Annotated in this window: 20 protein-coding genes; 6 read left to right on the forward strand and 14 right to left on the reverse strand. The window is 53.1% G+C overall.

What is annotated here, in order from left to right:
• Positions 1-30: 30 nt before the first annotated feature.
• The 3 genes from KJY40_RS22080 to KJY40_RS22090 all read right to left on the reverse strand — a co-directional run bounded on the left by KJY40_RS22080 (position 31) and on the right by KJY40_RS22090 (position 4249).
• Positions 31-1638, reverse strand: coding sequence for a gamma-glutamyltransferase family protein (locus KJY40_RS22080; RefSeq protein ID WP_230732855.1), 1608 nt, complete (start codon positions 1636-1638; stop codon positions 31-33).
• Positions 1639-1703: 65 nt separating this feature from the next.
• A complete protein-coding gene (locus tag KJY40_RS22085; RefSeq protein WP_230732857.1) occupies positions 1704-2951 on the reverse strand; it encodes a serine hydrolase domain-containing protein in 1248 nt (415 codons plus the stop codon).
• A gap of 194 nt (positions 2952-3145) precedes the next feature.
• On the reverse strand, positions 3146-4249 hold the full coding sequence (locus KJY40_RS22090; RefSeq protein ID WP_230732858.1) for an extracellular solute-binding protein: 1104 nt from the start codon (positions 4247-4249) through the stop codon (positions 3146-3148).
• A 419-nt stretch (positions 4250-4668) separates the two neighbouring features.
• Between KJY40_RS22090 and KJY40_RS22095 the strand changes: the two genes are divergently transcribed.
• Positions 4669-5265 (forward strand): TetR/AcrR family transcriptional regulator, encoded by a 597-nt coding sequence (locus KJY40_RS22095; protein WP_220556749.1) that lies wholly within the window; start codon positions 4669-4671, stop codon positions 5263-5265.
• 99 nt (positions 5266-5364) lie between these two features.
• Here the strand turns inward: KJY40_RS22095 and KJY40_RS22100 are convergent, their stop codons facing one another.
• The 9 genes from KJY40_RS22100 to KJY40_RS22140 all read right to left on the reverse strand — a co-directional run bounded on the left by KJY40_RS22100 (position 5365) and on the right by KJY40_RS22140 (position 18639).
• The gene (locus tag KJY40_RS22100) at positions 5365-8277 is read right to left on the reverse strand and encodes an aminotransferase (RefSeq protein ID WP_230732860.1); all 2913 of its coding nucleotides are present in this window, start codon (positions 8275-8277) and stop codon (positions 5365-5367) included.
• Positions 8278-8605: 328 nt separating this feature from the next.
• On the reverse strand, positions 8606-9226 hold the full coding sequence (locus tag KJY40_RS22105) for a PqiC family protein (protein ID WP_220556751.1): 621 nt from the start codon (positions 9224-9226) through the stop codon (positions 8606-8608).
• Positions 9223-10893, reverse strand: coding sequence for a PqiB family protein (locus tag KJY40_RS22110; RefSeq protein ID WP_220556752.1), 1671 nt, complete (start codon positions 10891-10893; stop codon positions 9223-9225). The genes KJY40_RS22105 and KJY40_RS22110 overlap by 4 nt, the downstream gene beginning before the upstream one ends.
• Positions 10886-11500, reverse strand: a complete 615-nt coding sequence (locus KJY40_RS22115) for a paraquat-inducible protein A (RefSeq protein ID WP_230732862.1) — start codon at positions 11498-11500, stop codon at positions 10886-10888. The genes KJY40_RS22110 and KJY40_RS22115 overlap by 8 nt, the downstream gene beginning before the upstream one ends.
• Positions 11497-12108 carry a paraquat-inducible protein A gene (locus KJY40_RS22120; RefSeq protein ID WP_220556754.1) on the reverse strand — a complete coding sequence of 204 codons (612 nt, stop codon included), beginning with the start codon at positions 12106-12108 and terminating at the stop codon, positions 11497-11499. The genes KJY40_RS22115 and KJY40_RS22120 overlap by 4 nt, the downstream gene beginning before the upstream one ends.
• Complete coding sequence (locus tag KJY40_RS22125) at positions 12105-15167, reverse strand: efflux RND transporter permease subunit (RefSeq protein ID WP_220556755.1); 3063 nt, start codon at positions 15165-15167, stop codon at positions 12105-12107. Before KJY40_RS22125 ends, KJY40_RS22120 begins: the two co-directional genes overlap by 4 nt.
• A gap of 3 nt (positions 15168-15170) precedes the next feature.
• Positions 15171-16301, reverse strand: coding sequence for an efflux RND transporter periplasmic adaptor subunit (locus KJY40_RS22130; RefSeq protein ID WP_220556756.1), 1131 nt, complete (start codon positions 16299-16301; stop codon positions 15171-15173).
• 17 nt (positions 16302-16318) lie between these two features.
• A complete protein-coding gene (locus KJY40_RS22135; protein WP_220556757.1) occupies positions 16319-17158 on the reverse strand; it encodes a MipA/OmpV family protein in 840 nt (279 codons plus the stop codon).
• Positions 17155-18639, reverse strand: coding sequence for an efflux transporter outer membrane subunit (locus KJY40_RS22140; protein WP_220556758.1), 1485 nt, complete (start codon positions 18637-18639; stop codon positions 17155-17157). Before KJY40_RS22140 ends, KJY40_RS22135 begins: the two co-directional genes overlap by 4 nt.
• A 96-nt stretch (positions 18640-18735) precedes the next feature.
• Between KJY40_RS22140 and KJY40_RS22145 the strand changes: the two genes are divergently transcribed.
• The 5 genes from KJY40_RS22145 to KJY40_RS22165 all read left to right on the forward strand — a co-directional run bounded on the left by KJY40_RS22145 (position 18736) and on the right by KJY40_RS22165 (position 24356).
• The gene (locus KJY40_RS22145) at positions 18736-19425 is read left to right on the forward strand and encodes a response regulator transcription factor (RefSeq protein WP_220556759.1); all 690 of its coding nucleotides are present in this window, start codon (positions 18736-18738) and stop codon (positions 19423-19425) included.
• Positions 19426-19430: 5 nt separating this feature from the next.
• Positions 19431-20606, forward strand: coding sequence for a sensor histidine kinase (locus KJY40_RS22150; RefSeq protein WP_407681976.1), 1176 nt, complete (start codon positions 19431-19433; stop codon positions 20604-20606).
• 79 nt (positions 20607-20685) lie between these two features.
• Complete coding sequence (locus KJY40_RS22155; RefSeq protein WP_220556761.1) at positions 20686-21624, forward strand: LysR family transcriptional regulator; 939 nt, start codon at positions 20686-20688, stop codon at positions 21622-21624.
• 416 nt (positions 21625-22040) lie between these two features.
• Positions 22041-22787, forward strand: a complete 747-nt coding sequence (locus KJY40_RS22160) for a TorF family putative porin (RefSeq protein ID WP_220556762.1) — start codon at positions 22041-22043, stop codon at positions 22785-22787.
• Between the two features lie 114 nt (positions 22788-22901).
• Positions 22902-24356: a serine hydrolase domain-containing protein gene (locus KJY40_RS22165; protein WP_220556763.1), complete on the forward strand. Its 1455-nt coding sequence runs from the start codon at positions 22902-22904 to the stop codon at positions 24354-24356.
• A gap of 76 nt (positions 24357-24432) precedes the next feature.
• On the opposite strand, the gene KJY40_RS22170 is transcribed toward KJY40_RS22165, so the two are convergent.
• Together KJY40_RS22170 and gpmI are read right to left on the reverse strand one after the other, a co-directional pair.
• A complete protein-coding gene (locus tag KJY40_RS22170; RefSeq protein ID WP_220556764.1) occupies positions 24433-25200 on the reverse strand; it encodes a TerC family protein in 768 nt (255 codons plus the stop codon).
• Positions 25201-25361: 161 nt separating this feature from the next.
• On the reverse strand, positions 25362-26885 hold the full coding sequence (gene gpmI, locus KJY40_RS22175; protein WP_230732866.1) for a 2,3-bisphosphoglycerate-independent phosphoglycerate mutase: 1524 nt from the start codon (positions 26883-26885) through the stop codon (positions 25362-25364).
• Between the last annotated feature and the right edge of the window lie 2 nt (positions 26886-26887).

Consider the following 26887-nt stretch of genomic DNA (forward strand, 5'->3'; position numbering starts at 1 on the left):
AAGATTCTGCCCGATGATAAATGCCGACCTTCAGTAAATAGCTATGTGCGAATCAGCTCGAGGCTCTGTGCCTCCACAAAGAACACCGCTTCGTGGATCACGCAAGATGATTTGACCACGTCCGTAATCGGTCAGGTCGCAAGCCACTTCTACCTCATGGCCACGGCTCGCCAATGAACACGCGAGATCACGTGGTGCAGTTTGCTCTATACCAACCTTCATTTGGCCCAACCATTGCCAACGCGGAGCATCCAAAGCAGCCTGAGGATTGAGACCGAAGTCCACGAGGTTCATAACCATCTGCACATGACCCTGCGGCTGCATATACCCCCCCATTACTCCAAAGGGGCCGAGCGCCTCTCCGTTTTTGGTCAGAAATCCTGGAATAATGGTGTGGAACGTTTTTTTACCCGGAACCAGGGCGTTGGTGTGATCAACATCGAGGCTAAATTCCGCGCCACGATTTTGTAGAGCAATACCACTGTCAGGCAGAACAACCCCAGAGCCAAAACCGTGGTAGTTGCTCTGAATAAACGAGACCATATTACCCTCGCCGTCGGCGGTGGCGAGATACACCGTGCCACTGGCATGCGGATCCCCCTGCAATGGCGGGAGAGCTCGGTGACCGATCTGCGCTCGACGCCGATCAAGGTAGTCGGAACTCAACAGCTTCTCCATCGTGACGCGCATATGCTTGGGGTCAGTGATGTAGTGAAAGCCATCGCTGTAGGCAAGCTTCATTGCTTCCAGCTGGTGGTGCCAAGTAGTTTGACAATCACGCTGACAAAATTCGAAGCCCTCTAGAATCTTAAGCGCCATCAACGCAATAAGGCCTTGACCACTTGGTGGAATTTCCCACACATCAACCCCTCGATAGTTGACGCTGATCGGCTCTACCCACTCGGCGCGGTAGTTATGTAGATCGCTCGCACGAAGGTAACCACCGGTGTCCACAGAGTGCGCTGCCAGGCGGGCAGCCAGGGAGCCACGGTAAAAGCTTTCGCAGTGCGTTGCCGCCAGCTCGGCAAGCGTTCGAGCCTGGGCGGGGTTATGAAACATCTCACCAGCCTCGGGTGAACGCCCATCAATCAAGAAAGTGCTGAACCAGTTTTCCAAAACAGGCTGACGATGCTGAATAATTTCCTGCAGGGCGAGTCGCCATTGATAAGCGACTACTGGTGACACCGGGAAACCGTCTCTAGCCAAATGAATAGCAGGCTGTAACAGTTCGGCAAAAGGCAGCCGGCCGAAACGACGGGATAGTTCTGCCCAAGCAGATGGGCACCCCGGCACCGTTACAGGCTCCCAGCCGTATTGCGGCATGGTGGAGTGAGCACTGGCCAGAACATCTATGCTAAGCGCCGCCGGTGCATGACCACTGCCATCGAGCCCATAGAGCTGATTCTTGACCCATACCAATGCGAAAGCATCGCCCCCCAGACCGCAACCGGTGGGTTCAACCACCGTCAATGCCGCAGCGGTTGCAATAGCTGCATCGATAGCATTCCCGCCTCTGCGCAACATTTCGATCCCTGCCTGCGCTGCCTGTGGTTGCGAGGCTGCAACCATTCCATTCCGGGCGAACACACACTGCCGTTGTGAGGAATAGGGATACTCGTGAGCAGAAAATTTCATCATGTAAGCTCGCAGAAATTGGAAGACAGAAACCTCAGTGCCCGGAAAGCCAGCCCATCACCTTGGGCTCAACTCAGCACATCAGCCAACGTCTGAAGCATCACTACAGTGTCTGTACTCAGCGGTGTCTCAGCGGTAGGCGAGGATGATTGCTTCACAATGACGATATTGCTCAGTCGATTTATATATATTATCTGTCCATGTATACCTACAGCCATGATCGACTGGCCTGAGTACACGTACCATTGACTCCGATAAGAAGCCCCCGGCGTCCATGAAGAATATTCTTCATTGCGAGCATAATGTTCGGGATCAGCCCCCTCAAATAGGCGGTCCACAGCGGCAGGTGAAACGAGTTGCTTCCCTTTCCATTCGCCTTTCTGCGAAACCATCAATGCAAATCGGGCCATGTCCCGGAGCGTCGCATTAAAACCGCCGCCCGAACACACTCTACCCTGAGCGTCATTGACGAAATACGCATCCCGCTCACAGCCCAATTGCGACCAAATTTCCTCTACATGCGCCGCGATGGACCGACCGCTGGCGCGCTCGACAACCCACGCTAGCACCTCGGTGCAGGGTGTAATGTAGTCAAAACACACACCATGCTCACCTTTCTTTTCCAACTTTTTAAGATAGTCACAAATATTATCCGAATGATCACTACCTTCTGGCCGAGACCAGAGACCGCTAGCGTAAGCATACTGGGCCGTAATATTGTTCGGATCTTCATAGCTCTCGTGGTAGTTCACCCCGACAACCATATTCATAACCTGACGAATTGTGGCGTCGCCAAACGCACTGGCCGCAAGCTCCGGAACATACTCCCCCACCGTCAATAGCTCATCCAGAACTTTGCTTGCAACAAAATCCTCTGCCAACAAACCGACAATCGACTTGGTCACGGAGAACATAATATGCCGATCGGCGGGCAGAAAATTATCAAAATATGCTTCGTACAAACACGCCCCATTTTTCAGGACAATGAAGCCATCGGTAAACGTTGCTGCCAAGTGCTCTTTCACTGTGACTGTGCTGCCGCTTTTACTTTTAAAAACAACTCCAGACAGGTCTTGCAACGTGTTAATTAACGGGCTGATGGAACCGCCCCCTCTGGAAACCGTTGTACTTCGCGTCAACTTCTCGAGATGTTTGAAGCCCCAGCGATTATTTGGCGGCGCCATAAAATTTTGATGAGTGACAAGCTTATCCAAGGTGGGAGGAAATCCATTCATTACGTCCCAACGATCAGCATGCAGCGCGCGAGCGCGCTTTGCTTCCAAGTAAGCATGAGTGACAGCCTTGCTTTCAGACATGTAAATTCCCTTTTCGCGCATTTTAATGGAAGGCGCGATTCTCAAATTAGACGGATAAAAATCCAATACAACCGAACTCTTGACTAGAAATCGTACCTATAGTATTTAATGCGCCCGACAACCTTGAAGCACAGAGCCGAGCGACGTTCAACACCTCGTATGACCGATAGAACAAGGAGCCGAGTGCACGGTAATCACTGACCGGATTTCACAGTGTTCCAATAACGAGTTTTCATGCGCTCCACACTGAACGCTTGAACGTTCTGAAAAAATAACTTCTCCCGCTTTGGCTCAGGAATGAAGAGTGCTTCATCCGCTAGCCTGGCGGGATCAATCATTCCACTGGAGGCTGGGTTAGCGTTGGGATAACCGATTACATTAGAGATCTGAGCAATGATGTCTGGGCGCTGTATATAGTCAATAAACTTATAGGCCTCCTCGATATTTTTCGCCCCTTTCGGAATAACCATATCGTCCGACCACGCCAATGCTCCTTCGTCAGGCATGATCAATCCGATTTGGACCTTACTGCCGTTCGACTGAGCAAGATCTCTCGCCATTGCCACCCCACCGGAATAACCAACTACGACGCAAATATCGCCATTGGCGAGGTCCTGCAACCAGCGAGCAGAGTGAAAATACGTAATGTTAGGTCTCGCCTGCATTAACAGGTCACGGGCCTTTTCCAAACTCGGCTGATCAGAGGCGTTTGGGTCGAGGCCCAGATAGCGCAAGGCTATGGAAAAAACTTCGGATGGCGCATCAATGAATGCTACACCGCAATCCTTGACCTTGCTTGCGTACTGGGGATCAAAGACAAGCGACCAGGAATTCGGGATTGGCTCCCCTTTAAAGGCAGCTTGTACTTTATCTTTATTGTAGCCAATCAACGTAGTACCCCACAGGTATGGCACGGCATGTGCGTTACCCGGGTCAGTCTTGGCCAGATTTTTGAGGAACTCCGGATCGAGATTTTTCCAGTTGGATAATTTCGAATGATCAATCTCAAGTATCGCCCCGGCTTTGACAAGCGTCGGTACCCGGTCATGGGAAGGGAATGCAAGATCGTACCCTGAGTTTCCTGTAAGGAGTTTAGCTTCGAGCGTCTCTGCTGTGTCAAAAACGTCATATTGGACACTGATACCGGTTTCTTTCTCGAAACTCGAAACCACTGACTTTGGCAAGTACTCAGTCCAGTTGTATACCGCCAACTTACTTCCAGCGGCATAGCTATGCTGCGCAACGCAGATCCCAATAGCAAATGATAACGCAGGAAGATATTTCATTATTTTTTTCATCTGACGCGCCCATGTTGAGTGGTTTCGTTACGGCAGAAATAATTGTTAAACATGCTTCGGCGTCTTGTGCACCGATTGTAGTCCTGCTGCAAGGCAGCCCAGGTGCGAGCTGGTGCCGACGCCGCCCGCCGTAGCATCCCAAGAGCGCTGTTGCTACGACAGCACAAATTTGACACCACTCTATATTTAGAGTCAACTCTAATTTTATGTCATTAAAACACGTTTAGAATCAATAAATTACCGTCTGACCAGGTTGTTTTTTGGATACTCGCCTAAAAATATCTTATGAATGCTGAAGGCTGATCGCGGTTGCGCTGCGGGCTTACTGCGTCTCCTGAACGGTACAATTCACGCGTTTCAGCGGACCTGTTAGAATTGGGCGGCTGCTTGTCTCACATTGATATAACTGGAAGGCATTTATGGCTGGACTTAGAGAACTGCATAAAGAAAGTCGTCGGAAGGCAATATGCTCGTCGGCACTTAAATTATTTGCAGTCCATGGCTATGCGGGAACAACAGTGGGCGCCATAGCCGCCGATGCGAAAGTCTCACCAGCTACAGTATTTAACTACTTCAAAACCAAAAGCGATATTTTACTTGAGGTCATTGATGCCGCAGACCAGCAAGCATTTGTACAAATCGGAAATAAAAAGGCGCTTTGGGACGACCCAGTAACGGCTCTAGTCGAAGTAGACAGACTGATAGCTCTCTATGAGTGCGAGGTTCTGCCAGTAAACGTATGGCGAGAGGTGCTACCTGCATGGAGCATTTCACCCCCGCTACAGTTAACAAAACTCAACGAAAAAATCATTAGCCTGATTATTGAAGTTCTAGTCTCGCTAAAGGAAAAAAATCTAATAAACCAAGGCACTGATGTCGTCTTTGTCGCTGGCGTTCTTAATTCATACGCCATCTCCAGATTCCGCTCGGAGGTTCAGTCTGGTGATTTTTGCATTGACACTCGTGTGGCGCACATGACCGCCGTAGTGAAACTGGTAATTCACGGTATCCGGTGATGAAGGTTCGTGATATCGACTGATCAAGAATCCGCAACAAATGGCACAAAATGAAGGTGAGCAAAAGCCCCCTTCATTTTACCCATGTCAGAACTCAGATCAGAGTTCTTCCTCTAAAACCCTGGTTAGCATGTCGACAAAAAAATCCACACTCGAACGGTTGGTAATCATCGGCGGTTTAATCTTGAGGATGTTTGAATGATCGCCAGTCGGCTGCATAAATATGCCTAGTTCGCGCAAGCGATCGCACAGCGCCGCAGTCTCCTCTGTAGCCGGCTCTAGGGTTTCGCGGTTACGGATCAATTCGAGCCCCAAATAGAAGCCCAAACCGTGCACTGCCCCCACCAATGGAAAACGATCAATCAATGCTTCAAGGCGGGCCTTAAAATACCCCCCCGTAACCCGAGCATTCTCGATCAGCTTTTCTTCTTTCATCACGTCCAGCACGGTGATCCCAACTCGGCAACTGACCGGACTACCGCCCGCCGAGGAGAAAAAATCACCTTGTGTTTCTAGCGCGTCAGCGATTTCTCGGCGAGTGATTACTGCGCCCAATGGGTGACCATTGCCCATTCCCTTGGCCATTGTGATGATATCCGGCACAACGCCCTGCTCTTCGAAGCCCCAGAAGGAATCCCCCCTTCGCCCATAGCCCACTTGCACCTCATCAGCGATGCACAGACCGCCTTGCTGGCGCACTTTTTCATAGACTTGGGCCAAATAGCCAGGCGGCAGGGAAATGCCACCGGCGTTGCCATAGACCGGCTCGCAGATGAATCCTGCCAATTGACGTTTCTGAGCAGCAATATCGGCCAACTTGTCTTCTACGCAACGAACGTAATCCGGTGTACTTTCAGGGCCACGGAATTTGCCACGGAAGGTGTTCGGTGCGGCAACTGGATGCACCCAGTCTGGCCGGCTATTAATAGCCTTGGGGTTGTCGGCGATTGAGGTCGACACAGCATCAGCGGCCACCGACCAGCCGTGATATGCCTCCAGCAGACTTACCACATCGCGTCCACCGCTGTAGGCCCAAGCCAGCCGAATCGCCAGATCGACGGCCTCCGTACCGCTATTGACCAAGAACACCCGATCCATCGAATCCGGAGCCAACGCCAAAAGCCGTTCGGAGAACTCAGTAATCGCAGCGTAGTGGAAGCGCGAGTTGGTATTTAGCAGCGACAACTGGCGACTGACTTCGGCAGTCATTCGTGGATGGCCGTGCCCCAGAACAGCAACGTTGTTAACCATATCCAGGTAGGAACGACCCTGCATATCGATCAGGTGATTGCGCCATCCGCGCTCGATTTGCGGCGGATCGGCGTAGTAGCACTTTTGCATGCGAGCAGAGCTGGCGTCGCGGCGAACCAGCATGTCTTGCGGGTTCACTGCTTCTTCGGGATCACAAACCAAGCGCAGCATTCGCGCCGGCGAAGGGCAAATAGCCTGCCAGGCAGAAGCCCGGGAGGGCGTACAAAATAACGGTGGGGTGGTCTGTGCAACCCGGCACATTTGCACTGTCAGGCCAGCGACCACCTCACCCAGCGGCCGGCCTTTGACCAGCTCGGCACCCAGTGGTTGCAGAGGCTTGACTCCCCAAAGGCGCAAGCTTAACTGCCCACTGCTCAGGTAAAGGACTCCGTCGAAGCCAATGTCCAGCACCCCAGTAAACGGCGCTTCGACGGCAGTACCCAGCGGCACCTGGAGTTGCAAGTGCAACGGACAGGTTGCCGGCTCGACCTCGCTGTCTGGACGCGTGCGAGACAATCGGTACTGGCCATAGCGACTGGCAGCCAAACCATGAATCGCAGCCGTCTCGACCAACAGACGCTCATCTATTCCCTCTTGCTCCCAATTACCCGCCTCAAAGTGAGGACTCAGCACACCGAGATCAACGATCGCGAACGCCTTGTTTGCCAGATCAGGCAGCAGGGGCGCGAAGTCTTCGCTGGCAATAGCGGGCAACGACTCTCCGACGGCAGTGAGAATGGCCGCCTCCATCAGCTCAAAGGACACGGAGGTGGCAACGCGGAAGATTTCCAGTTCTGTCTCAAGACTATCGCGACTGTACTGGTTAGCCGGATCGACGCTGATCTGCTGTTTAGTGCTGAGCAAGAGTACCGCCGCGCGAGCAACGATCAACGGCCAGAGCGCTAAAAGCTCTGCGTGGCTAAGCGGGTTGACGGCATGAAATGCCCTAATCGCGGGCAGAATATAGAAAGGATCGCCTTTGGCATGATGCAGCAAAGAGGCGCAAGTGACTGACAGGTCAGTTACGCGCCAACTATGCACCACATCACCAAAATCGATGACCCCTTGTACCTGCCAAAGCCGGTGGGCATCGCGCTGCCAAACCACATTGTCATCCGTAATATCCGAATGGATCGCCTGCATAGGAAGAGCTTCGATCAACGGCTGTAAGCGCCGGTCGGCCTCTTGCGCGGCGTCGGCTATCCGTATGCGCAGACTTGCGTCGGCAACGATAGGAAGCAAATTGCTGATTAGCGCACTCGCGTGTCGCGGGTCCCACTGCAAGGTGCGCTCCAATCCCGGATGCTGAAACATTGCCAGGGCCAGGTTCATGTGCCCACAGAGCCGACCAAATTCGGCCACCACTTCGCTGCCAATGTGCTTGAGGTCTGCCAGCGGATGCCCTTCTATGTATTCGAGCACGCGCACATGCATTAACTGACCGGCGATATTCAAAGTCAGCAGTTCCTCGCCACCTGCGGCGGGGATCACTCTCGGTGCACGCAGGTCCGGATGCCCGGCCAAGTGCATGAGGGCCTCGTTCTGGGCTTGCAATTCCAGCTTCGCGTAATCGCCTCGACAAATTTTCAGGACATAACGCTCTTTACCTGTGTCGAGACAATAATTGAGATCCTGCTGACTGCCCAGAGCATGCAAGGTACCGCTGAGGTCGTAGTAAACCTCGAGTATCTCGAGAGCTTGCTGTGTGGTCACTTGAGGATTAGGCAAACTGGCCCGGTGAATCAAGGTAGCTAACGACATGCAACAACTCCTGAGCGTTCTTATAAAGTTACCGTCCGGGCCAATACACGTTCCTAATCCGCACGCTCCAAGCGTTTGAAATTAATATCCGGCGCGGCGTTGTGGCGGCGCAGAAACCCTCGTCACCGATGTTCACCAGCGCATTAAGAATCCCCGTCTCAATGGGAGAAAATTTAAGTCGCCCTGCTCCAAATCATAATAATCAGCTGGCGCGCATGCCAATCATGGGCAGCCAAAACGGTATCTTTGAAGGACCACCCCCAAGACGCGGTCATCTCAGGAGCTCGTCTCTCCGAAACGGCTTAAAGCCCCCCCGCAGATATGGCGCTTAACTGCACTTCTGCGCCGACTCACTGAGCGTATTTTTTGCCGCCCAATCGATAGCCTTCTTCGCAATAACTTCAGCCAACTGATCAAGCACTTTCTGGTGCGCCAATACCAAGTTGTTCAACGCCAGGCCGGCGGGCTGACTCAATTTGTTGTTGCACGTCAGTGTGCGTGCAGGCTGATCCCCTCCCCCGCGCAGTCGCAGCGACCACATGGCATCCAGCAAAACATATTGCCCTGGCAATGAATCGAAACGCTGTACGTCAATCTGAACCGAAAGAATCGGACGTTGTTTGTCCTTGGGCAAGCCGGCCAAATTGCCTGTCCCTAACCGACGCTCCAGCCGATCAGCGATGGCGGCTTGAAACTCATCCGCCAGTGGTGCGCTCCAGCGGTCATTTTCAAGAACAATGAGACCCGTCTGGCTTCGCCTCACCACCAACTGAGGTATATCGACTTGGGTCGGGACGCGAACATTGAGCACTTCGAATTGGAAATCAGCAGGCGTGGCCGGCGTATCGACGCGCACCGGAGCAACGTCTTGCAGCGTGTAGTAACGCATATCGGGAGAGCTACAGGCAGTGAGACCCAGCGTGACAAGGAGTATCAAGGCCTTGTTCATGGCTGCACCTGCGACGAATCAGGACTCGAGGTTTTATAGGCATCTGGCGCGCCTTGCCCGGTGCGGCCACGGATCAATGCTTCGGGATTACGGCTGAGAAAATCGGTGAGGATCCGCACCGAGCGGGCGGTCCTCTGGATTTCCTCCATGGTCTGACTAATCTGTTGCCGAGCGGGAGAGTCTTCTTCGAAGCTCGAAGTGGCAACATCCAGTGTTTTTTGAGACTGCGCCAGCGTGACCTTTATCTGCGGGAGGACATCGGTATTGACCTGCTTTAGAACTTTCTGCATTTCGCTGAGATTGCCATTCAGGTTGTTGGCAATTTCTGCCAACGGAAGCTTGCTGATCTTCTCGACAATCGCCTGTACCTGCTCCTGCACCTTCTCAAAACTTCCAGGTACCGTAGGAATCATCAGCGGCTTTGCCTTGACATCGAAAAGAACCGGAGTGGCATTGGGAATAAAGTCCAACGAAATATAAAGTTGCCCAGTCAGCAGATTGGAGGTGCGAGCCTGGGCCCGCAGACCCTGTTTGACGAATGCGCCAATCAAATGCGCGGTACGCGCCTCATCTGTACTCCCCAACTCCTTCACTATTTTCTCGTTGGCCAAGCCCAGTCGATCTGGATACATCACCGCCCCCACTACGCTGGAGAAGGACTTGGTAATGGGGTCATAGTCCAAATCGACGGATACCACACGACCTATGTTCACGCCCATGAATTCAACAGCTGAATTGACCTCCAAACCTCGCAAGGACTGCTTGAAGGTCATGCGCAGGTAACCTGGCTCTCCATCAGGTGGCGCAAGGGCTGCTTCTTGATCATTGAACAAGTTGAAGCGGGTATGTTCAGCCGCTCTTTTCGCATCTGGGCTATAGGTTGGCTCAATGAATGCCACCCCCCCAGCCAATACGGTAGAAAGCGACTCGGTTTTGATCTTAAGTCCGTCAGCCCCTACAGTCAGACCGATTCCGCTCGCATTCCAGAACCGCGTATCAGTGGTCACAAATTTGTCATTGGGTGCATGAACAAAGATGTCCGCGTCCACCCCCTTGCCATCATCCGATAGGTGATACGCCACCACCTGCCCCACCTGAATTCGCCGGTAGTAGACGGGTGAACCGATATCGAGCGAGCCTAGATCTTCTGCGTGCAAGGTAAAACGCGTACCTTGCTCGCCATAGGTCACAGGTGGTGGAGCTTCCTGCCCCACGAAGCGTTTTTTTGTACGTTCGGACTTACCACCATCGGCGCCAATGAAGGCCCCCGAAAGTAGCGTGTCGACGCCGGAAATACCGTTGGCGCCGATGCGAGGGCGTACGACCCAAAACATCGAGTCCTCTGCGGTGAACGTACGAGCGTCCTCATTGAGTTCTACAGTGGCTGTTACACGAGTGCGGTCCTTGCTCAGCGCAATAGCCGTTACCTGGCCAATGACCACGTTTCTGTATTTAACTTGAGTTTTATTGGCCTCCAGCCCCTCTGCGGTCTGGAAGCTGATGAATATCTTGGGCCCCGCGGAAAGCGCGCTGTGGATCACCATCGAGAGCCCGACCAGCGCGGCGATAATAGGCACCAGCCACACCAGCGACACGTTGAACCGCCGAGTATTGACGACGGGAACACCGACGGCGGGCGAATGATTGGAGTTGGGGCGATCAGACATCTTTAACCTCTGCATCCCAGATAAGCCGGGGATCAAAACTCATGGCGGCCAACATCGTCAGCACAACCACCAAACCAAAAAAAACGATCCCCAGTAACGGATCGATAGAGCTCAGTGAGCGGAACTGCACCAAGGCTGCAACCAGGGCGACCACCAGCACATCGAGCATTGACCAGTAGCCAACGAGCTCGATGAAGCGATACAGGCGGCTGCGTTCGCGCATCGCCCATCGGCTTTTGCGCTGGCAAGTCACGAGCAAGACGCCCAGGACCAGGAATTTTATGCAAGGCACGACTACGCTGGCGAAGAAGATCAGCGCAGCGATGTCCCACGAACCGTTCTTCCAGAATTCGACGACCCCACTCAAGATGGTGTTTTCGCTGGCCTTGCCGAGCATCCTGGTGCGCATCACCGGCAGAACGTTTGCCGGGATGTAGAGAATCAATGAGGCCAGAAGCAGTGCCCAGGTGCGAGAAAGACTGTTGGTTTTTCTCTCATGAACGACAGAGTCGCAGCGCGGACAGCGATGTACCTCCAACGAGCAGACGTGTCCACAGATGTGGCACAACTTCATTTTCAGGTCTCGGGCGTAGGCTGGCAGACTCATTTGAACTGCCCTTCCAGGTCTTCCCATAGGCGGCGTATGTCCTTGCCTGAAATCAGAATCAGCAGCACGTTCAGCACGCCTAGCGCCCATAAGCCAAGTCCCGGGTGCACATTGAGCATCCCTGCCAGCTTGATGATTGCCACCAGAATGCCCAGCAGGCAGACCTCCAGCATGCTCCAGGGCCGCAGCTGCTCAAGCGTGCGCATGCAGGCCTTGAAGCCTGGGGCCGTGCGCCCTGCGTTGGCGAAGGCCAACACCCAGCACAGCAGAACGATCTGTAGCATGGGCACCAGGATGATGGTCAGGCCGGCAACCACGGCGATCGGCGTAATCCGACCTTGAGCAAGTGCTTGCACCGATTGCCACAGCGTGGCGGCGTTACTCAACCCTTGCATGCTGATGCTGATAACCGGAAACAGGTTGGCAAAGACGAACAATATTGCGGTGCTGATCGACAGGGCGAAGAGGCTTTGCACGCTCATCCTTCTCCCGCGCGCCAAGACCGCGCCACAACGAGTGCACACGGCTTTTTGGGTTCTGGTCAAAGGCACCGATTCAAAACACGAATCACAATGCTCACAAACAATCCAGCGATGCTTGGTTTTCATGGGGCAGATGGGACCGGGGAATGGCGAAGAGTCTTGGGCCGCTTCTTGAATAGCAGCCAGTAAAGGACAGGAATCAGCCCCAGCGTCACTAACGTGCCCAACGCCAGTCCCCCCATAATGGTGATAGCCATACCTTTCCAGAGCGGCCCGGCAAACAACATCAGCGGTACCAATCCGATGATGCACGTCAGCTTGGTCATGATGATCGGTCGCAGGCGTTTGACTGCGGCACTGACCACCGCCTCACGCAGCAGCATGCCTTCAGCCAGCTCAGCCTCAATACGCTCAAGCAACAGCACCGCGTTGTTGACGATTATTCCCGCCAGCGAGAGCAGGCCAAAAGTGGCCATGAAGCCGAAAGGAGAACCGCTCAATAGCAGCGCAACCGACACGCCGATCAGCACAAATGGCACGCTGGCGACCACGATCAGAAGCTTGCGAAAGGAATTGAACTGCCAGACAAACAGCAACAGCATCGCTATCAGGGCATGGGGCAAATACTGCAGGAGTGCCTGATTGGCTTCCGCCGAGTCCTCTATCTCACCACCCAGTTCGATTCGATAGCCACTCGGTAGATTCAAGGCGGCTATCTGCGGCGCCAGGCGCTCTATGATGGAGCTGGCCGTCAGTGAAGGGTTGTGTCCCACCACAGTGATAGCCCGCTCCATATCGCGTCGCTGGATCGTCGAGGCCTCTGCCTCTGGCTGCAATGTCGCAAAGGCGGACAGCGGTATTGCCTGGCCGCCATTTGATGGGTAGACGAGCGTGTTGATTAAATCGCTGGCAGGGACCAACGTCGTCGAGGGCTCTCTGACGATAATCGGCACGGTGGTCTCGCCATCCTGCATTGACGAAACCTGTAACCCGCCGTTGCGCATCTGCAACGCTTGGGCAATATCCTTGCTGCTGATGCCGGCACTTCGGGCCTTGTATTGATCGACCACTACGTTGTAGCGAACAAGTCGGATCTGCCAGTCGTTGCGTACATCGAGAGTTCCAGGCAAAGCCTGCAAGTAACCCTCGATTTTTTCAGCGATACCCCTCAGCACGGTTTCATCAGGCCCTATAACCCGATAGATGGCGACGCCTGCCTCGGTGGTAGCCATGGAAAAACGCATGGGCTGTGCCTGGACCTCTGGATGCTTGGAAAGCAAATAGCTTCTGGTTCGCTCAATGACCAGATCGATATCGGCGCCTTCCCGTACGCTGACTGTAAAGTAGGCGGTATCCGGCGCAGAAATGGGAGGGTTCAACCCCAGTACAATTCGCGGTCCACCATCACCGACGTAACTGATGCTGTCGATGATGTCCTGATCCGTGTTCAGCCAAAGACTGATGTCGCGTACGGTTTGCAAAGTGACACGCGAGCTGGTGCCTGGCTCCAGCGAAATAGGAATCTGAAATTGCTTTCGGTCGGATTTCGGCAAGAAGTCATAAGGCACGTGAGCGAGCACAACGACCGCCCCAGTCAACAATCCACACATGCTGCCCAGGAAGAGAAACGGATGCTTTAACAACCCCCTGATAAGGCGACGGTAACCGCTGTAGAATTTTGAATCGTAGCGGCTGTTATCAGCGGCATGAGCAGTGGTCTTGGCAAAGTAAAAACACAACAGCGGAGTCACCGTCACGCTCAGCAACCAGGAGCCTAGCAACGCGATCGCTAGAACGGTGGCCAGAGAGCGCAGGTATTCATTGGTGCTGGTTTGGCCTAGAAAAAACGGCGAGAACGCCAGGACGATGACCAATGACGATGTCAGCAACGGAATCATCAACGTTCGACCAGCGTCCTCACAAGCGACACGGCGATCTTCGCCAGCATGTAACCGGCGTTCAATATCCTCGGCGATAACAATGCCGTTATCCACCAACAACCCCAACGCAAGAATAATCGCGGCGATCGAAACCATCTGCAGCTCAACGCCAACGGCACGCATCACTATGAGCGTGCCCAGAATAGTCAAAGGCACGATGGCTCCGACGACAAGACCGGTGCGCCACCCCAGAAACAGCATCACGACGCTCATTACGATGACTACCGTTTCCATCATCACGTGCTGCATTTTTTCCATCTGCGAATGCACGACGTCGGATTGAAACGTCACCACATGCAAAGCAAAACCAAGCGGCAACTTTTGCTCTATTTCGGCAAGGCGCATACGTAACGACTTACCAAATGCCTGGATATTGCGATCAGGCTGCATAGACACAGCCAACACTACTGCGTCCTGCCCCCGGTACACCGCCGCCGTATCCGGGGGGTCTTGGGGAGCCGAGGACACGTCAGCCAACGTTTCAAGCGGCAAGGTTTCACCGCTCGGCAGCTTGATCGGCAAACGACGCAACGCCTCTTCCCCCAGCACCTCACCGGTAACGGTCAGCGTTGTGCTCCGCTGACCTATGACCGGAATCCCGCCTGGCGCAATAACATTCTGGCCTTGAAGCTGTTGGAAAAACTGTTGCACCGACAGGCCCGCAGCGGCGAGCCGCTGGCGGTCGAAATCCAGATACAACTGATCGTCCTGCAGACCGTAGATGCCGATCCGATCCACACCGGGCAACGCATAGAGTTCATTGCGCAGGCCTTTTATGACACCGCGCAACTCACTCATGCTGTAGCCAGGCGCGGTGACCGCGATTGAAGCCACCGCCACTTGACCGAAATCGTCATCGAGATTCGGGCCTTGGGTGCCAGGTGGAAAACTTGCGCTCAACTCGCCAAGCTTGGCCCTTACACGCTGCCACAAGATGCCTAGGTTCTTCACGTCATCATGAGCGGTGACTTGGATAATCACACTCCCGGGACGCACGGTGGTGATCAATCGCTTTATCTCTGGTAGCTCACGAAGCTTTTCTTCGGTGGGTCTTGCCAGCAACTCCTCGGCACGTTCAGTAGGCAACCCCATATAGGTGATGCTGACCACCGCATCGCGAATCGTGACCGAAGGCTCCTCCTGGGAGGGGAAACTCAAGAAGGTATAGATACCCGCAACAATGATCAAAAAGCAGGTAAACAGAGTGAGACGACTGGCGCTCATGGCGCTGCGGGTAAGGCTCATGATTCAGTTCCGTGCCAAACGGGAGGTTGGTTGGAACATGCTTACTGCCTGGCCATCGGAGAGAAATGCGACGCCTGCGGTGACCACCTGCTCGCCGCCGACCAGCCCACTGGCGATCACGGCGCGCCCGCGATCAATACCTAAAAGCGAGACATCACGAATCGCTACACGACGGTCATCCGAGTGATAAACAAATACTTGAGCGTGGGAACCGTCAGCCCCCATCCGGAGTGCTTGCATCGGCACAAATAGCCGACGAGGCCCCTGAGAATTGGTTTTCAGCAATACCGTCGTACCGCTAGACAGCATCGCGGAAGAATTACGCAGGCGAAAAATACAGGTCTGGACCAAGCCGTTATCAGCTCTCGGTGATATGCCCTCCAGTACCAAATCGAATGCTGTAGCAGGTAATCGTGTGTCGTAGGCGACGGCGCTGTCGCCAGGTTTAAGTTGGGCAGCTTGGTCGATGGGAATAGCGGCCACCACCTGCTGATCACCGACTGACTCCACTTCAAGGACAACCTGATTAGAAGTCAACTGGGCAAACTGTTCGCTGTGTCGTGCGACCACACGACCGACAAACGGCGCAACCATCTGGCCACGTTCCACCTCACGGCGAGCCAGTGCCAGCTCCGAATCCGCTCGGCGTCGCTCGGCAAGAGCCTGCTGATAAGCCACCGAAGCGGCCTCTACCACGCTTTGCGCGACGCTACCGGCAGCAAATAAATGCTGCTGGCGACGCAGGTTACTGCTGCGTTCGGCCTCCTGAGCGAGGCCGAACCTAGAAGCAGCTTGCGCTTGCTGAAGGCGAAGCCGCGCAGGCTGTAGGTCCAAGGTTGCAAGCATCTGGCCCGACTTGAACGAATCACCGACATCAACATTCAGCTGCGCCAGCCTCCCCCCCGATTCAAACGCGAGAGCGGCGCGATGCCGCTGGCGGACAACCCCAGTGGCACTCAGGTTGCCGACGTGGTCCTCCTTGACCACCTCGACTTTGACCGCACGATTGAACAGCGGGGCAGCGGCTTGTTCCCGGGAGCAGCCACTCAACACCATCGCGAACAGGCCAAGGCACCAACAACTTGATTGGAGTATCCGGCTCAGACTGCGAGGCGCATCAAAAAAGTATTGCATGGCTAGCTCCCGCGCCATCAAAAGGTGTAATTCAGAGCGAATAAACCGGTGCCTTCGGCATCCGCTTTTACCAATGAGCTACCCCGAGCCTGATCGGTGTAGTGAGTGACGCCGAGGCTGGCAACTGTTGACCAATGAGCATCGAACATGTGCTGCCAGTTAAGCGCCGCCGAATACGCGTAGATGCCACTGTCCGCTTTAAAAGGAGAGAAGCCCGAGAGTTGGCTTTGTAGCTGGGTGACACCAAAATAGGTCTGGTTGTATTGACTGTTACCGGCATGCGCATCTAAATCAACAGTGACCGAATCGCTATCACTGTGATAGGCAATACCTTCGACACCCAGGCGGAAACGATTGCCACGCCGCTCACCGGCTACCCGCAACTCTGCCTCAGCATTGACGGAAAGCCATGGCAGAATCTGTTGGGCAACATTGAGGTCGGCAACTGTTGCACCGTCGACGGTACCCATGCCTTTCAAGTCAGTGGAGCCGGCCTGGCTATCGCTGTCTTTGTCCTTGCGACCGAAATCGTAATTGAGGGCAGCACTCGCGCTGAAACCCGACGCCGTTTGAAATTGCAAGCCCAGGCCGTGAGCCGTGTCAGCGAAAAAAATACCGCGTTGGATACTCACCACCGGCAGTATCTGGCTACGGTACCGATCCGAGCCCATGTAGCGAGGAAGAACAGCGGCGCCCAGGCCCAGGGTGAAGGAGGTCTTGTCGCCAAAAATACCTTGATCGCCCGTTGCGGAAGACTCGCCCGCTAGGCTGATACTACTAGCCAACAGGGCAGCAGAGGCCAGCAGGGTTCGTGCGAGCTTGAGGGAAAACTCGCGGGGGGTGGTTATACCATTCATAGGGATACTCCGTTTTCAGATAGGCGTTGGGAAGGTGTGGCGTCTGCACCGCAGAGCGCGCGATAAAGATTCAGGCGATTCATCAAAAGATCGTGACGCAGCTGGCGCCACGCAATGTCGGCTTGGTTAACGCTGATCGTGGAGGCCAGGACCGTCGTTCGGTCCGCACCACCATGGGCATAGGCAATCAAGGCTCTGCGGGCTTTATCCTCGGCCAGGTTGCGCAGTTCGTTTTCACCGCGCATTTGCTCCAGAACCAGACGCCGCTGGATTAGCACGTCGGCCATTTCACGGAAGGCAACCTGGATGGTCTTCTCGTATTGGGCCACGGCCATCTGCTTGCGCACCTTGGCAAGGTTCAGGTTGGACCGACTACGCCCACCATCGAACAGCGGCACGTTCAGCTGCGGGCTGAACAGCCAGGTCCCATTGCCTTCGCTAAATAGCGTGCGCAGGCTGTCGCTCTGCAGACCGGCGCCAGTGCTTAGTTTGATCGAAGGGAAAAACGCCGCCCGGGCTGCTCCGATGTTTGCGTTAGCGGCCTTCAGGGACTCTTCGCTTTGGCGAACATCGAAACGTTCCAGCAAACGCTCCGACGGCATATCGGCAAGTCCCGCGGCGCGGTCGTGGTAGGCGCTCGCAACCTCTGGATCGAACGGGGGCAGTGCAGCGGCGTATCCAGTCAGTAACAGAAGCGCCTGAGAAGCACTGGAATCATTGGCTATCGCAACGGCCAACTGCTGATGGGCCCGTTCGGCTGCTACGCGCTGCACTGCAACATCATCGACAGACACTGCTCCCAGGCGTTGCTGCTCTTCAATCAGGTGCAACGTGTCTTGCTGGGCGTCGTCGATACGCTGCGCATCGGCTTTCAATGCGGTGGTCAATCGTTGTGAAAGATACGTTCGCGCAACCTCCGCCACCAGTGCGCTTCTGGTGGCCTGCTGCCCATAAGTCGTGGCTAGATAATCATGACGAGCCGCCTCGGATAAGCTGCGCAACCGACCGAAAAAGTCCGGTTCAAAATCTGAAAAGCCCAGCGTGGCGAGCGTGATGTCCTGGCCATAACGCTCCTCGGCAGCCGCGTTATCGAAATGCTGGCGGTCACGCTCTACCCCTGCACCGACCGTCGGCAAACGGTCTGCCCGAGAGACGCCATGCGCAGCCCGTGCCTCCTTGACTCTCAAGCCAGCCAGACGCAAATCACGATTATAGCTCAGCGCCAAACCTACCAAGCTACGCAGTTCACCATTGGGCGACAGTTCCGTGATCAACGCCTGCTCGTCCCGCGAAAGCTCAGGCATGTCCTCGCCCACCTTCACCTCCAAAGCAGTTGATTCCTGGCTTCGAGGAACAGGAAGTGACGGGCGTTGGTAAGTCGGGACCAACGAGCAGCCAGCAACAATCATCGCCATGCACATCCCCAGCAATGAGCGATGGTGCGACTGAATTTGCTTGGACAGTGGTACGTAAGTCGACATAGGATCTTCGTGACATCGGGTCTGGACGAGATCCTATGCCGCCAGTTTCAATAAACCGTTCACGAAATATCAAGATTTGATCAAGAGGTCGCCACCGTGTCAGGAAAACGTATTCTCATCGTCGAAGACGATGCTGACAGCGCTAGCATTCTCGAGGCTTACTTACTTCGGGATGGCTTTGAGGTGGCACTGGCCGAAGATGGGCAACGTGGCTTGGAATTGCACAGGCAATGGAAACCCGACCTGATCCTGCTGGATATCATGCTGCCAAAGAAAAGCGGCACGGAAGTACTCGCAGCAGTGAGGCGCTGCAGCGATACTGCCGTGATCATGGTCACGGCGATGGGCGACGAACCGGAAAAACTCGGCGCTTTGCGCTACGGAGCGGACGACTATGTCGTAAAACCTTATAACCCCAAGGAAGTGGTGGCTCGAGTACAAGCGGTGCTGCGCCGCTCAAGTTATGTGCGAGCAGATGAAAATAACTTGCGCTACAAACATCTGCTTGTAGACCTCAATGCCTACACGGCCCACATTGAACACCAGAGTGGTGAAGCAATACACCTTGATCTCACACCTACCGAATTCAAACTATTGACCACCCTTCTGGCTACACCCGCCAAGGCTTTCACACGTGAAGAGTTACTGGAAGTTTGCATGCCGGAAAGCGAAGCGTTGTCCAGGGTCATCGACACGCATGTACACAACTTGCGGCGCAAACTGGAAATTCATGAAATTGAGGACGTTTTAGTCACCGTTCGTTCAGTCGGATACCGGTTCAAATGAGCTTCATGAAGTTCCATCTCTTACGCAAAAGAACACCTCTTTGGCACTGGGTAGGCGTACGCATGAGTATGCTGGCCATCGGCGCTTTGATCGCAGTTTCTTTCAGCATGTGGCTTCATTTCACCATAGAAGAATGGACAACGCTGACAAGTATTCCGATTGACGCCCGAGCTGAATTCCAACGGTTACAGAGCGATCCGCACCTCAACGAAGCCAAATTATGGAAACTCCTCACCCAGTATTATCCTATCGAAAATTTCTTGCCGGGCATTGCCAATAGCGACTGGCTGTTGCTCGCGGGCCTCGTGATAGCTGCGACTCCAATCATTGTGCTCTGCGGATTTTTGTTTTCAAGGCCCCTGTCGAACCAGTTTTCATCTATTGCCCAAGTCGCGCGTTTGGTGGCTCAAGGAGACTTCAAAACACGATTGCCATTAAAACCTAACGCTCCCGACGAAATACAGGGCCTAATCAGCGATTTCAACAGCATGACGACGCAGTTGGAACGGTACGAACAGGAAGTACGGGAATCCAGCGCCATGATCGCTCATGAATTACGCACGCCCTTGAATGCAGCCATGGGCCGAGTGCAAGGCATGATTGATGAGGTTTTCCCAAGCGATATCAACCAGTTACAAATGGTCAAGCGCCAACTCGAACAATTAAACAAACTTGTAAATGACCTACACCTTCTTTCACTCGCACGTGCGGGGCAATTGATTCTGGAAAAATCGGAATTTAATTTGCACAACCTAGTTTCTGAACGCTTGAGTTGGTTTAGCGCACAATTCAAAACCGCTCACGTCGAGCCTGACGTACAGATTCCCGTTCACCTTCGACTGAACGCGGACAGGGATCGAATGGGCCAGATTGTGAATATCGTGATTGACAACTTTCTGCGCTATGCCGCACAAGGCGGATCGATTGAAATAGTTGTGAACTCTACAGCTAATAAAGTAGTGCTTTCCTTTGCAGATCGAGGTCCGGGAATCGATATAGCGGACGCTGAAAAGGTCTTCGAACGCTTCTGGCGCGCAGAACGCTCTCGTGCTCGACATTCGGGTGGCAGCGGCCTGGGCTTATCGATTGCACATGCCATCTGCAACGCTCATGGCGGAGCTATTACAGTTAGCAATCGAACTGGGGGTGGAGTATTGATTCAGGTAGAGATTCCAACTTAAGCCCCATTAATTCATGAACAATATATTTGTCACCCATCCACTTTTCAAGGTGCACCCATAAAATAAAAAGGGCATTGAAATGGACAAACACACTGCATTGATTACATTACTATGCGTTGCCGACCAAAATAGCTTTAGCCAAGCAGCCCTTATATTAGGCAAAACCCCTTCCGCCGTAACCAAAATAATATCCGGCCTAGAAAAGGAGGTCGGAGCAAGTTTATTCGAGAGAAGCACTCGGAAAATCCAGTTGACCGAGGCAGGCAAAGTACTGGTAGAAGCTGCACGAGAAATCATCCTAAAACTCGAACAAGCTGACGAACAAATCAATCAATTGCAAAATCAATTAAGCGGGGAGTTGCGCATTGCGGCGCCGCTCGCATTTGGTGCGGCTTTCTTAAACTCAGTTAGCGCCAGCTTTTCAAAAAACCACCCCCTGATACATCTTCAAATAACGCTAAGCGATGATGACCGAAAAATTCTCGAAGGTGGCTTCGATCTCATTTTTCACGAAGGCAAATGTGATTTACCAGGCCTGATATCGAAACCGATCGGGCGAAACGATGTGGTGATGGTGGCCAGCCGTGAATACATATCCTCCAGGCCACATAGATTAAGGCCCGGTCACCTGCATGAACATCTATGGCTTGTGTATCGACACCCCGCATTGAATCAACGTTTCTGGTACCTGCACAAAGAAAACGAAACTATCCGTTTCGAGATGCCCGAACCAAAAATATTAAGTGATAACTTTGACCTTTTGATAGAAGCTGCAATAGAGGGAGTCGGCATATTGCACGCCCCACTTTGGAGCATTTCCAAGTACCTAATCAATGAACGCTTGGTTTTGGTCGAACCCGGCTGCGGGGTAGACCCAGATGCGTTTGGACCGCATATCCTGGCTGTTTACCCTAGTCACCGAAGGGACACAAAAAAAATCCATCAATTCATTGAGCTGGTGAAATTAAAGCTTAAAGTCATCGGTGCAGACATTACAACCAACCAAACTACCGACTAGCTAATAAGGCCGACATAACGCCCTCTTAAATCCGTCTCTGAGTCCCCCTTCCCGCATCCCGCAAACCACTCACAACGCTTTCTCAGTGTTCTACGCAACTCAAGCGCAAAAAATATCCGACCAACGGGTTGAAATCCGTCGTGGCTAGTGCAGCATTAGTTTTTATTATTTCCTGGCAGGAAACCGAATTTTTCTTAGCCAGGTATTACATTATTGATTTTTTAGAAATACGATAGCAAGCACACCCGCCATACTTTCCATGGGCAAGGATACCCTCGAAGCTCCTTCTCTCCTGGCAGAGAGATTAAGAGTACGTGCGTGCGCAACCCGCCGAGACAAAAATAAGATAAATGCCCTGCTATTCAACTCAGAAATGCCTAAAACTATAATAGAGCACAACAAAGGCTGATCTTACAATGAATACCATTACAAGTCCGTTGCTTTTTACTTTGGCTCTTTCCGCCACATTGACGGCAAACGCAATAGAGCTCTCCGAAAACAACACACTTCAAATAACTCCCGTATTGATCACTGACTACCGGTTCGCTGGCATTTCACAATCCATGGGCGACCCTGTCGCACAACTGGACATATTGCTTTATAACAAAACCGGCGCTTACCTAGGCATTTTCACTTCCGGGGTAGATTTCGGTCATGACTACGTCGACTCCAATCATTTCGCCACGAGACAAGAGCTGGACTATTATACCGGCTATTATTGGCAAATTACCGATGCCATATCCCTTGACACTTACTACCTGAAGTACACGTACCCTAAAGAAAGTCAGTTCAACGGAGGCTATGTTCGTTCGACCCTGGACATGTATGGTTTCTTCCTGGGTATGAGACACTCCGTCGGCACCGAAGAAACAACCACTACCAACTTCGTCGGTTTCCACGCTCTTCTTCCAGAAGCCATCACCGCTCAGGTGAAATATGAAATTCTCGATTTCAAAGACGACATGATCTACAACTCGGACTTCACCAGAGCTACATCAAAATACAGCAACTGGGAACTCACTCTGGCACGCGACTTTTTTGGAGTTACGACGACGGTCGGCTATTTCGATACCAATCTGTCAGATGCTCAATGTTACAGCCTCACCGGTTACGACGACTTGTGTAAATCAGGCGTGGTGCTTGCCCTCAGTAAAAAATTCTAATGCAAATTCAATTTGAAGTGTGCGGATTCGTTAGCCGCACTTTTCTTGGATCTATTGATTTTGAAAGCAAAAAACGCCCCACCTCTAACACCAATCGCAACATGAAGGGTTAACATGAATAAACACATCAAACAGACGCTCATGACGAAGTGCCTGGCACTTTCGATCATTGCCACCAACTTTGCCGTCGCCGACACCAAAACAAACAACACAACAATGCCAGACCCTCAAAAACTCTTCTCGTGGTCGACACAGGAAAAAGTTATTGGTTTTAGCCACAGCTCTGACCTATTTAGTACGGAGCCCTTCAAGAAAAGCGCCAACGTTTATCCGCTCCCACAAGCAGACAGTAAGATCCAAGCACTCGCTAGCTCAACGACATACCAATACGGTAGCAATCCCGACGGTTCTCCACATAAAGGAAATACCGTCGATGATTTCATGAAAAACAACAAAGCCACCGCTCTATTAGTGATAAAGAACGGTAAAATTGCCCTTGAGAAATATAGAGAGGGACTCAATAGCTCAAGCGTTTGGGACGGCAAATCGGTTACCAAGTCCGTCACATCAACGTTGATGGGTGCCGCCATCAAGGACGGCGCCGTTAAAAGCCTCGATGAAACAGTCGGCACCTATATTCCCGAGTTAAAGGGGTCTGTTTACGAGAACATGACTCTTCACAATTTGATCCGCATGTCCACGGGGGTGAAATGGAACGAAACCGAAGTTGACCCGCAGGCTGATCTATCCAAAATGCTTCATTGTTTGAAAGCAACTGAGCCGGCGAACTGTGTCATCGCGCTTATGAAATCCCTACACATGGATACCGACCCCGCTACGGGCCAGGAAAAAAAGCCCGGGGCGGTATTCGTGTACAACACCGGCGAAGCATTTCTAACCGGCCTGATCGTGCAACGCGCGACTAAAATGAACCTGGCACAATACTTACAGAAAAAAATCTGGCAACCGTACGGCATGGAAGCGGATGGCAACTGGTGGGCGCAAAACGGCATAGCCTCGGGAGGTAGCGGCTTCAACGCTACCTTACGAGATTATGGACGTTTCGGTCAGTTCATCCTGAATAACGGTGTGTTGCCAGATGGCTCTCATGTGCTTCCCGATAACTGGGTCCGTGATGCAACAACCTGGAATGCGTCTTCAGTATTTCCTCACTTTGCTGACAATGGCATGTATGGCTATATGTGGTGGTTCAGCCCTGCCTACGACGACTCGCTAATCGGCGGCAAAAACCAAGCCGCGCCCCTCTACGTAGACATTGGAGCTCCGCTGCAGAACACTACCGTGCCGACCGGCGCTGTTCCGGTGCAAGGTCGAGATCCGGTTAAAGGCCAGCCAGCAAGTGTTTCTGATTGGACGTTCTCAGCTGTCGGTATTTATGGACAATTCATCGCGATCAACCAACGTGAGAATATTGTCGTCGTACAGTGGTCGACATGGGATAAACCTGACCCTAAGTGCTGTGATGCAAATGACCCACAGTACACAGCCGAGAACCCCTATAACGAACAAGCGGTCTTCCTCAATGCGCTGATCAGTAAACTGCATTAAGGAGACTGACCGATGTGGGGCCATGCGTTCTATCAAGAATGGCCCCACATTCCCAAGCGTTCAATCAGTCACACCTTCACTGCCCTCTACTTCCAATTTTTTGCTCGTCCATGCCCCCAACGCTCGGGCCTTTTTTCTGGCCGGTCCGCAGACGAATGTTCAACGCCTCCACCATGAGCGAAAAACCCATCGCAAAGTAGACGTAGCCTTTGGGTATATGAAAACCCAAGGCATCTGCAATCAGTACAGTGCCGACGACAATCAGAAATGCCAAGGCGAGCATCTTCAAACTTGGGTGCTTATCGATAAACGCACTGATCGTGCCCGCGGCAAGCATCATGATTATGACTGCGACCACGATGGCCGCGATCATCACCGGCACGTGTGAGACCATACCGACAGCTGTGATGACTGAGTCTAGGGAAAAGACAATATCGATGATAGCTATCTGAATAATGGTGCTCAGAAAACCAGCGCCTTTTTTCCCGAACTCAGATCCCCCCTCTTCCCCGCCTTCCAGCTCCTGAAAAATCTCGCTGCTGCTCTTCCACAATAGAAACAAACCACCGAAGAAAAGAATTAGATCACGACCAGAAATTCCCTGATTTAAAATATGAAATAGATCCGCTGTCAGGCGCATGATCCAAGTGATGGAAAGCAGCAAAAGAATGCGCGTAACCATGGCGAGGGCCAGGCCAAAAAAACGTGTCTTTGACTGCATGGTTTTGGGCATGCGGCTGACCAGAATCGAAATCATGATGATGTTGTCGATCCCCAAAACGATTTCCAACACTGTCAGGGTAAAAAACGCGATCCAGATCTCCGGATTGAGAAACCATTCCATAACGTCAAAACTCTCGTTTGCTCAGAAAAAAAAGGCATCACCCTGTTTGGCGATGCCCGTATGCTCAAAGTGAGCGAGTCGTGATAAGCCGCATCGCCTCGACGATAGGTGACCAAGCCAGTCATCAAGTCGGCGATGCTCTGATGGCGCCTGTGGACCAATCAGACGGTAAGCAGCGACTTGCCATCCATCTCTGATGGAATAGGCAAACTCAGCATCTGCAACAAGGTTGGCGCGATATCACACAGCCGGCCGTTCTTGAGCCCGGCACGACCAGGCTGTTCACTGACCAGAATCAAGGGGACGGGATTCAAGGTGTGAGCGGTGTGTGCCTGACCTGATTCAACATCAAGCATCTGCTCGACATTGCCGTGATCGGCGGTAATCAGGCATTCGCCGCCCGCAGCCAGTGTCGCTTCCACGACACGGCGCAAGCAGTCATCAAGTACCTCAACGGCCTTCACCGCGGCATCAAAAGAACCGGTGTGTCCCACCATGTCGCCATTGGCGTAGTTGCAGACGATCAAATCGAACGTGCCGCCGGCGATGGCGCTGACCAGATGATCCGTCAGCAGCGGCGCACTCATCTCTGGCTGGAGATCATAGGAAGCGACATCAGGTGACGGAATCAGGATCCGTTCCTCACCTGGGAAAGGTTGCTCTCGCCCACCGTTGAAGAAGAACGTGACGTGGGCGTATTTCTCGGTTTCGGCAATGCGTAATTGTCTTTTTCCCAGAATCGCCAGGTGTTCGCCCAAGCTGTTGTGGATGGCCTCGGGACCGAACGCACAGGGGCAATCCAGCTCTTCGGAATAACGCGTCAATGTCAGCAAGCGATCTTTGGGAAACACAAGAGGTCGCTCAAACGCCTCGAAGTCCGGTTGAATCAATGCCTGGGTCAATTCCCGAGCACGATCGGGGCGGAAATTCATGAAGATCAGTGCATCATTAGGTCCTACGCCGGCCGGTTGTCCGATCGTTGTCGGTTTGACGAACTCATCTGATTCCCCGCGCTCGTAAGCCGCTGACAACGCCTCGGAAACGGTTGCCGCATGATACCCAGCATCCGCTGAAACAATCAGGCGATAAGCGGCTTCGATCCGGGACCAGCGGTTATCGCGATCCATTGCATAGTAACGACCGACTAACGAGACGATCCGCCCTACACCGAGGCGAGCGAACTCATGCTCCAAAGCATCAAGCGACATTTGTGCACTTCTGGGTGGTGTATCCCGACCATCTAGAAAACCATGTACGTGGATTTTTTGGACGCCTTGCTCGGCAAGACATCTGCATGTCGCGACGATCTGATCGATGTGACTGTGAACACCGCCAGGAGAAAGTAGCCCCATGACGTGTACAGCGCCGTCTCGGCTCTTTACATTCTGGAGCAATTCCAGCAACGCCGGGTTACGGGCGAATTCTCCATCCGCCAAGGCCTTATCGATCCGGGTCAGGCTCTGGTAAACCACCCGGCCTGCTCCCAGGTTCATATGTCCGACTTCGGAGTTCCCCATCTGACCTTCAGGCAGTCCAACCGCCAAGCCTGAGGTTTCGATCTGGCTGTTCGCAAAGCGCTTGAGCAGTGCATCGAATGTGGGCTTCCTGGCCGCCGCAAAGGCATTGGACTCAGTCGCCTGACGAATGCCGACACCGTCGAGAATAATCAAGGAGCGCGTAGTCATCA

The sequence above is a fragment of the Pseudomonas fitomaticsae genome, from assembly GCF_021018765.1.
Taxonomy (GTDB): domain Bacteria; phylum Pseudomonadota; class Gammaproteobacteria; order Pseudomonadales; family Pseudomonadaceae; genus Aquipseudomonas; species Aquipseudomonas fitomaticsae.

Bases quoted from the DNA above. Each gene is read 5' to 3' on its own strand.
- KJY40_RS22130 (WP_220556756.1), bottom strand. From the start codon at position 16,301: ATGCAATACTTTTTTGATGCGCCTCGCAGTCTGAGCCGGATACTCCAA.
- KJY40_RS22125 (WP_220556755.1), bottom strand. From the start codon at position 15,167: ATGAGCCTTACCCGCAGCGCCATGAGCGCCAGTCGTCTCACTCTGTTT.
- KJY40_RS22140 (WP_220556758.1), bottom strand. From the start codon at position 18,639: ATGTCGACTTACGTACCACTGTCCAAGCAAATTCAGTCGCACCATCGC.
- KJY40_RS22155 (WP_220556761.1), top strand. From the start codon at position 20,686: ATGGACAAACACACTGCATTGATTACATTACTATGCGTTGCCGACCAA.
- KJY40_RS22165 (WP_220556763.1), top strand. From the start codon at position 22,902: ATGAATAAACACATCAAACAGACGCTCATGACGAAGTGCCTGGCACTT.
- KJY40_RS22100 (WP_230732860.1), bottom strand. From the start codon at position 8,277: ATGTCGTTAGCTACCTTGATTCACCGGGCCAGTTTGCCTAATCCTCAA.
- KJY40_RS22160 (WP_220556762.1), top strand. From the start codon at position 22,041: ATGAATACCATTACAAGTCCGTTGCTTTTTACTTTGGCTCTTTCCGCC.
- KJY40_RS22115 (WP_230732862.1), bottom strand. From the start codon at position 11,500: ATGAGTCTGCCAGCCTACGCCCGAGACCTGAAAATGAAGTTGTGCCAC.
- KJY40_RS22085 (WP_230732857.1), bottom strand. From the start codon at position 2,951: ATGTCTGAAAGCAAGGCTGTCACTCATGCTTACTTGGAAGCAAAGCGC.
- KJY40_RS22105 (WP_220556751.1), bottom strand. From the start codon at position 9,226: ATGAACAAGGCCTTGATACTCCTTGTCACGCTGGGTCTCACTGCCTGT.
- gpmI (WP_230732866.1), bottom strand. From the start codon at position 26,885: ATGACTACGCGCTCCTTGATTATTCTCGACGGTGTCGGCATTCGTCAG.
- KJY40_RS22120 (WP_220556754.1), bottom strand. From the start codon at position 12,108: ATGAAAACCAAGCATCGCTGGATTGTTTGTGAGCATTGTGATTCGTGT.
- KJY40_RS22150 (WP_407681976.1), top strand. From the start codon at position 19,431: ATGAAGTTCCATCTCTTACGCAAAAGAACACCTCTTTGGCACTGGGTA.
- KJY40_RS22090 (WP_230732858.1), bottom strand. From the start codon at position 4,249: ATGAAAAAAATAATGAAATATCTTCCTGCGTTATCATTTGCTATTGGG.
- KJY40_RS22095 (WP_220556749.1), top strand. From the start codon at position 4,669: ATGGCTGGACTTAGAGAACTGCATAAAGAAAGTCGTCGGAAGGCAATA.
- KJY40_RS22135 (WP_220556757.1), bottom strand. From the start codon at position 17,158: ATGAATGGTATAACCACCCCCCGCGAGTTTTCCCTCAAGCTCGCACGA.
- KJY40_RS22080 (WP_230732855.1), bottom strand. From the start codon at position 1,638: ATGATGAAATTTTCTGCTCACGAGTATCCCTATTCCTCACAACGGCAG.
- KJY40_RS22170 (WP_220556764.1), bottom strand. From the start codon at position 25,200: ATGGAATGGTTTCTCAATCCGGAGATCTGGATCGCGTTTTTTACCCTG.
- KJY40_RS22110 (WP_220556752.1), bottom strand. From the start codon at position 10,893: ATGTCTGATCGCCCCAACTCCAATCATTCGCCCGCCGTCGGTGTTCCC.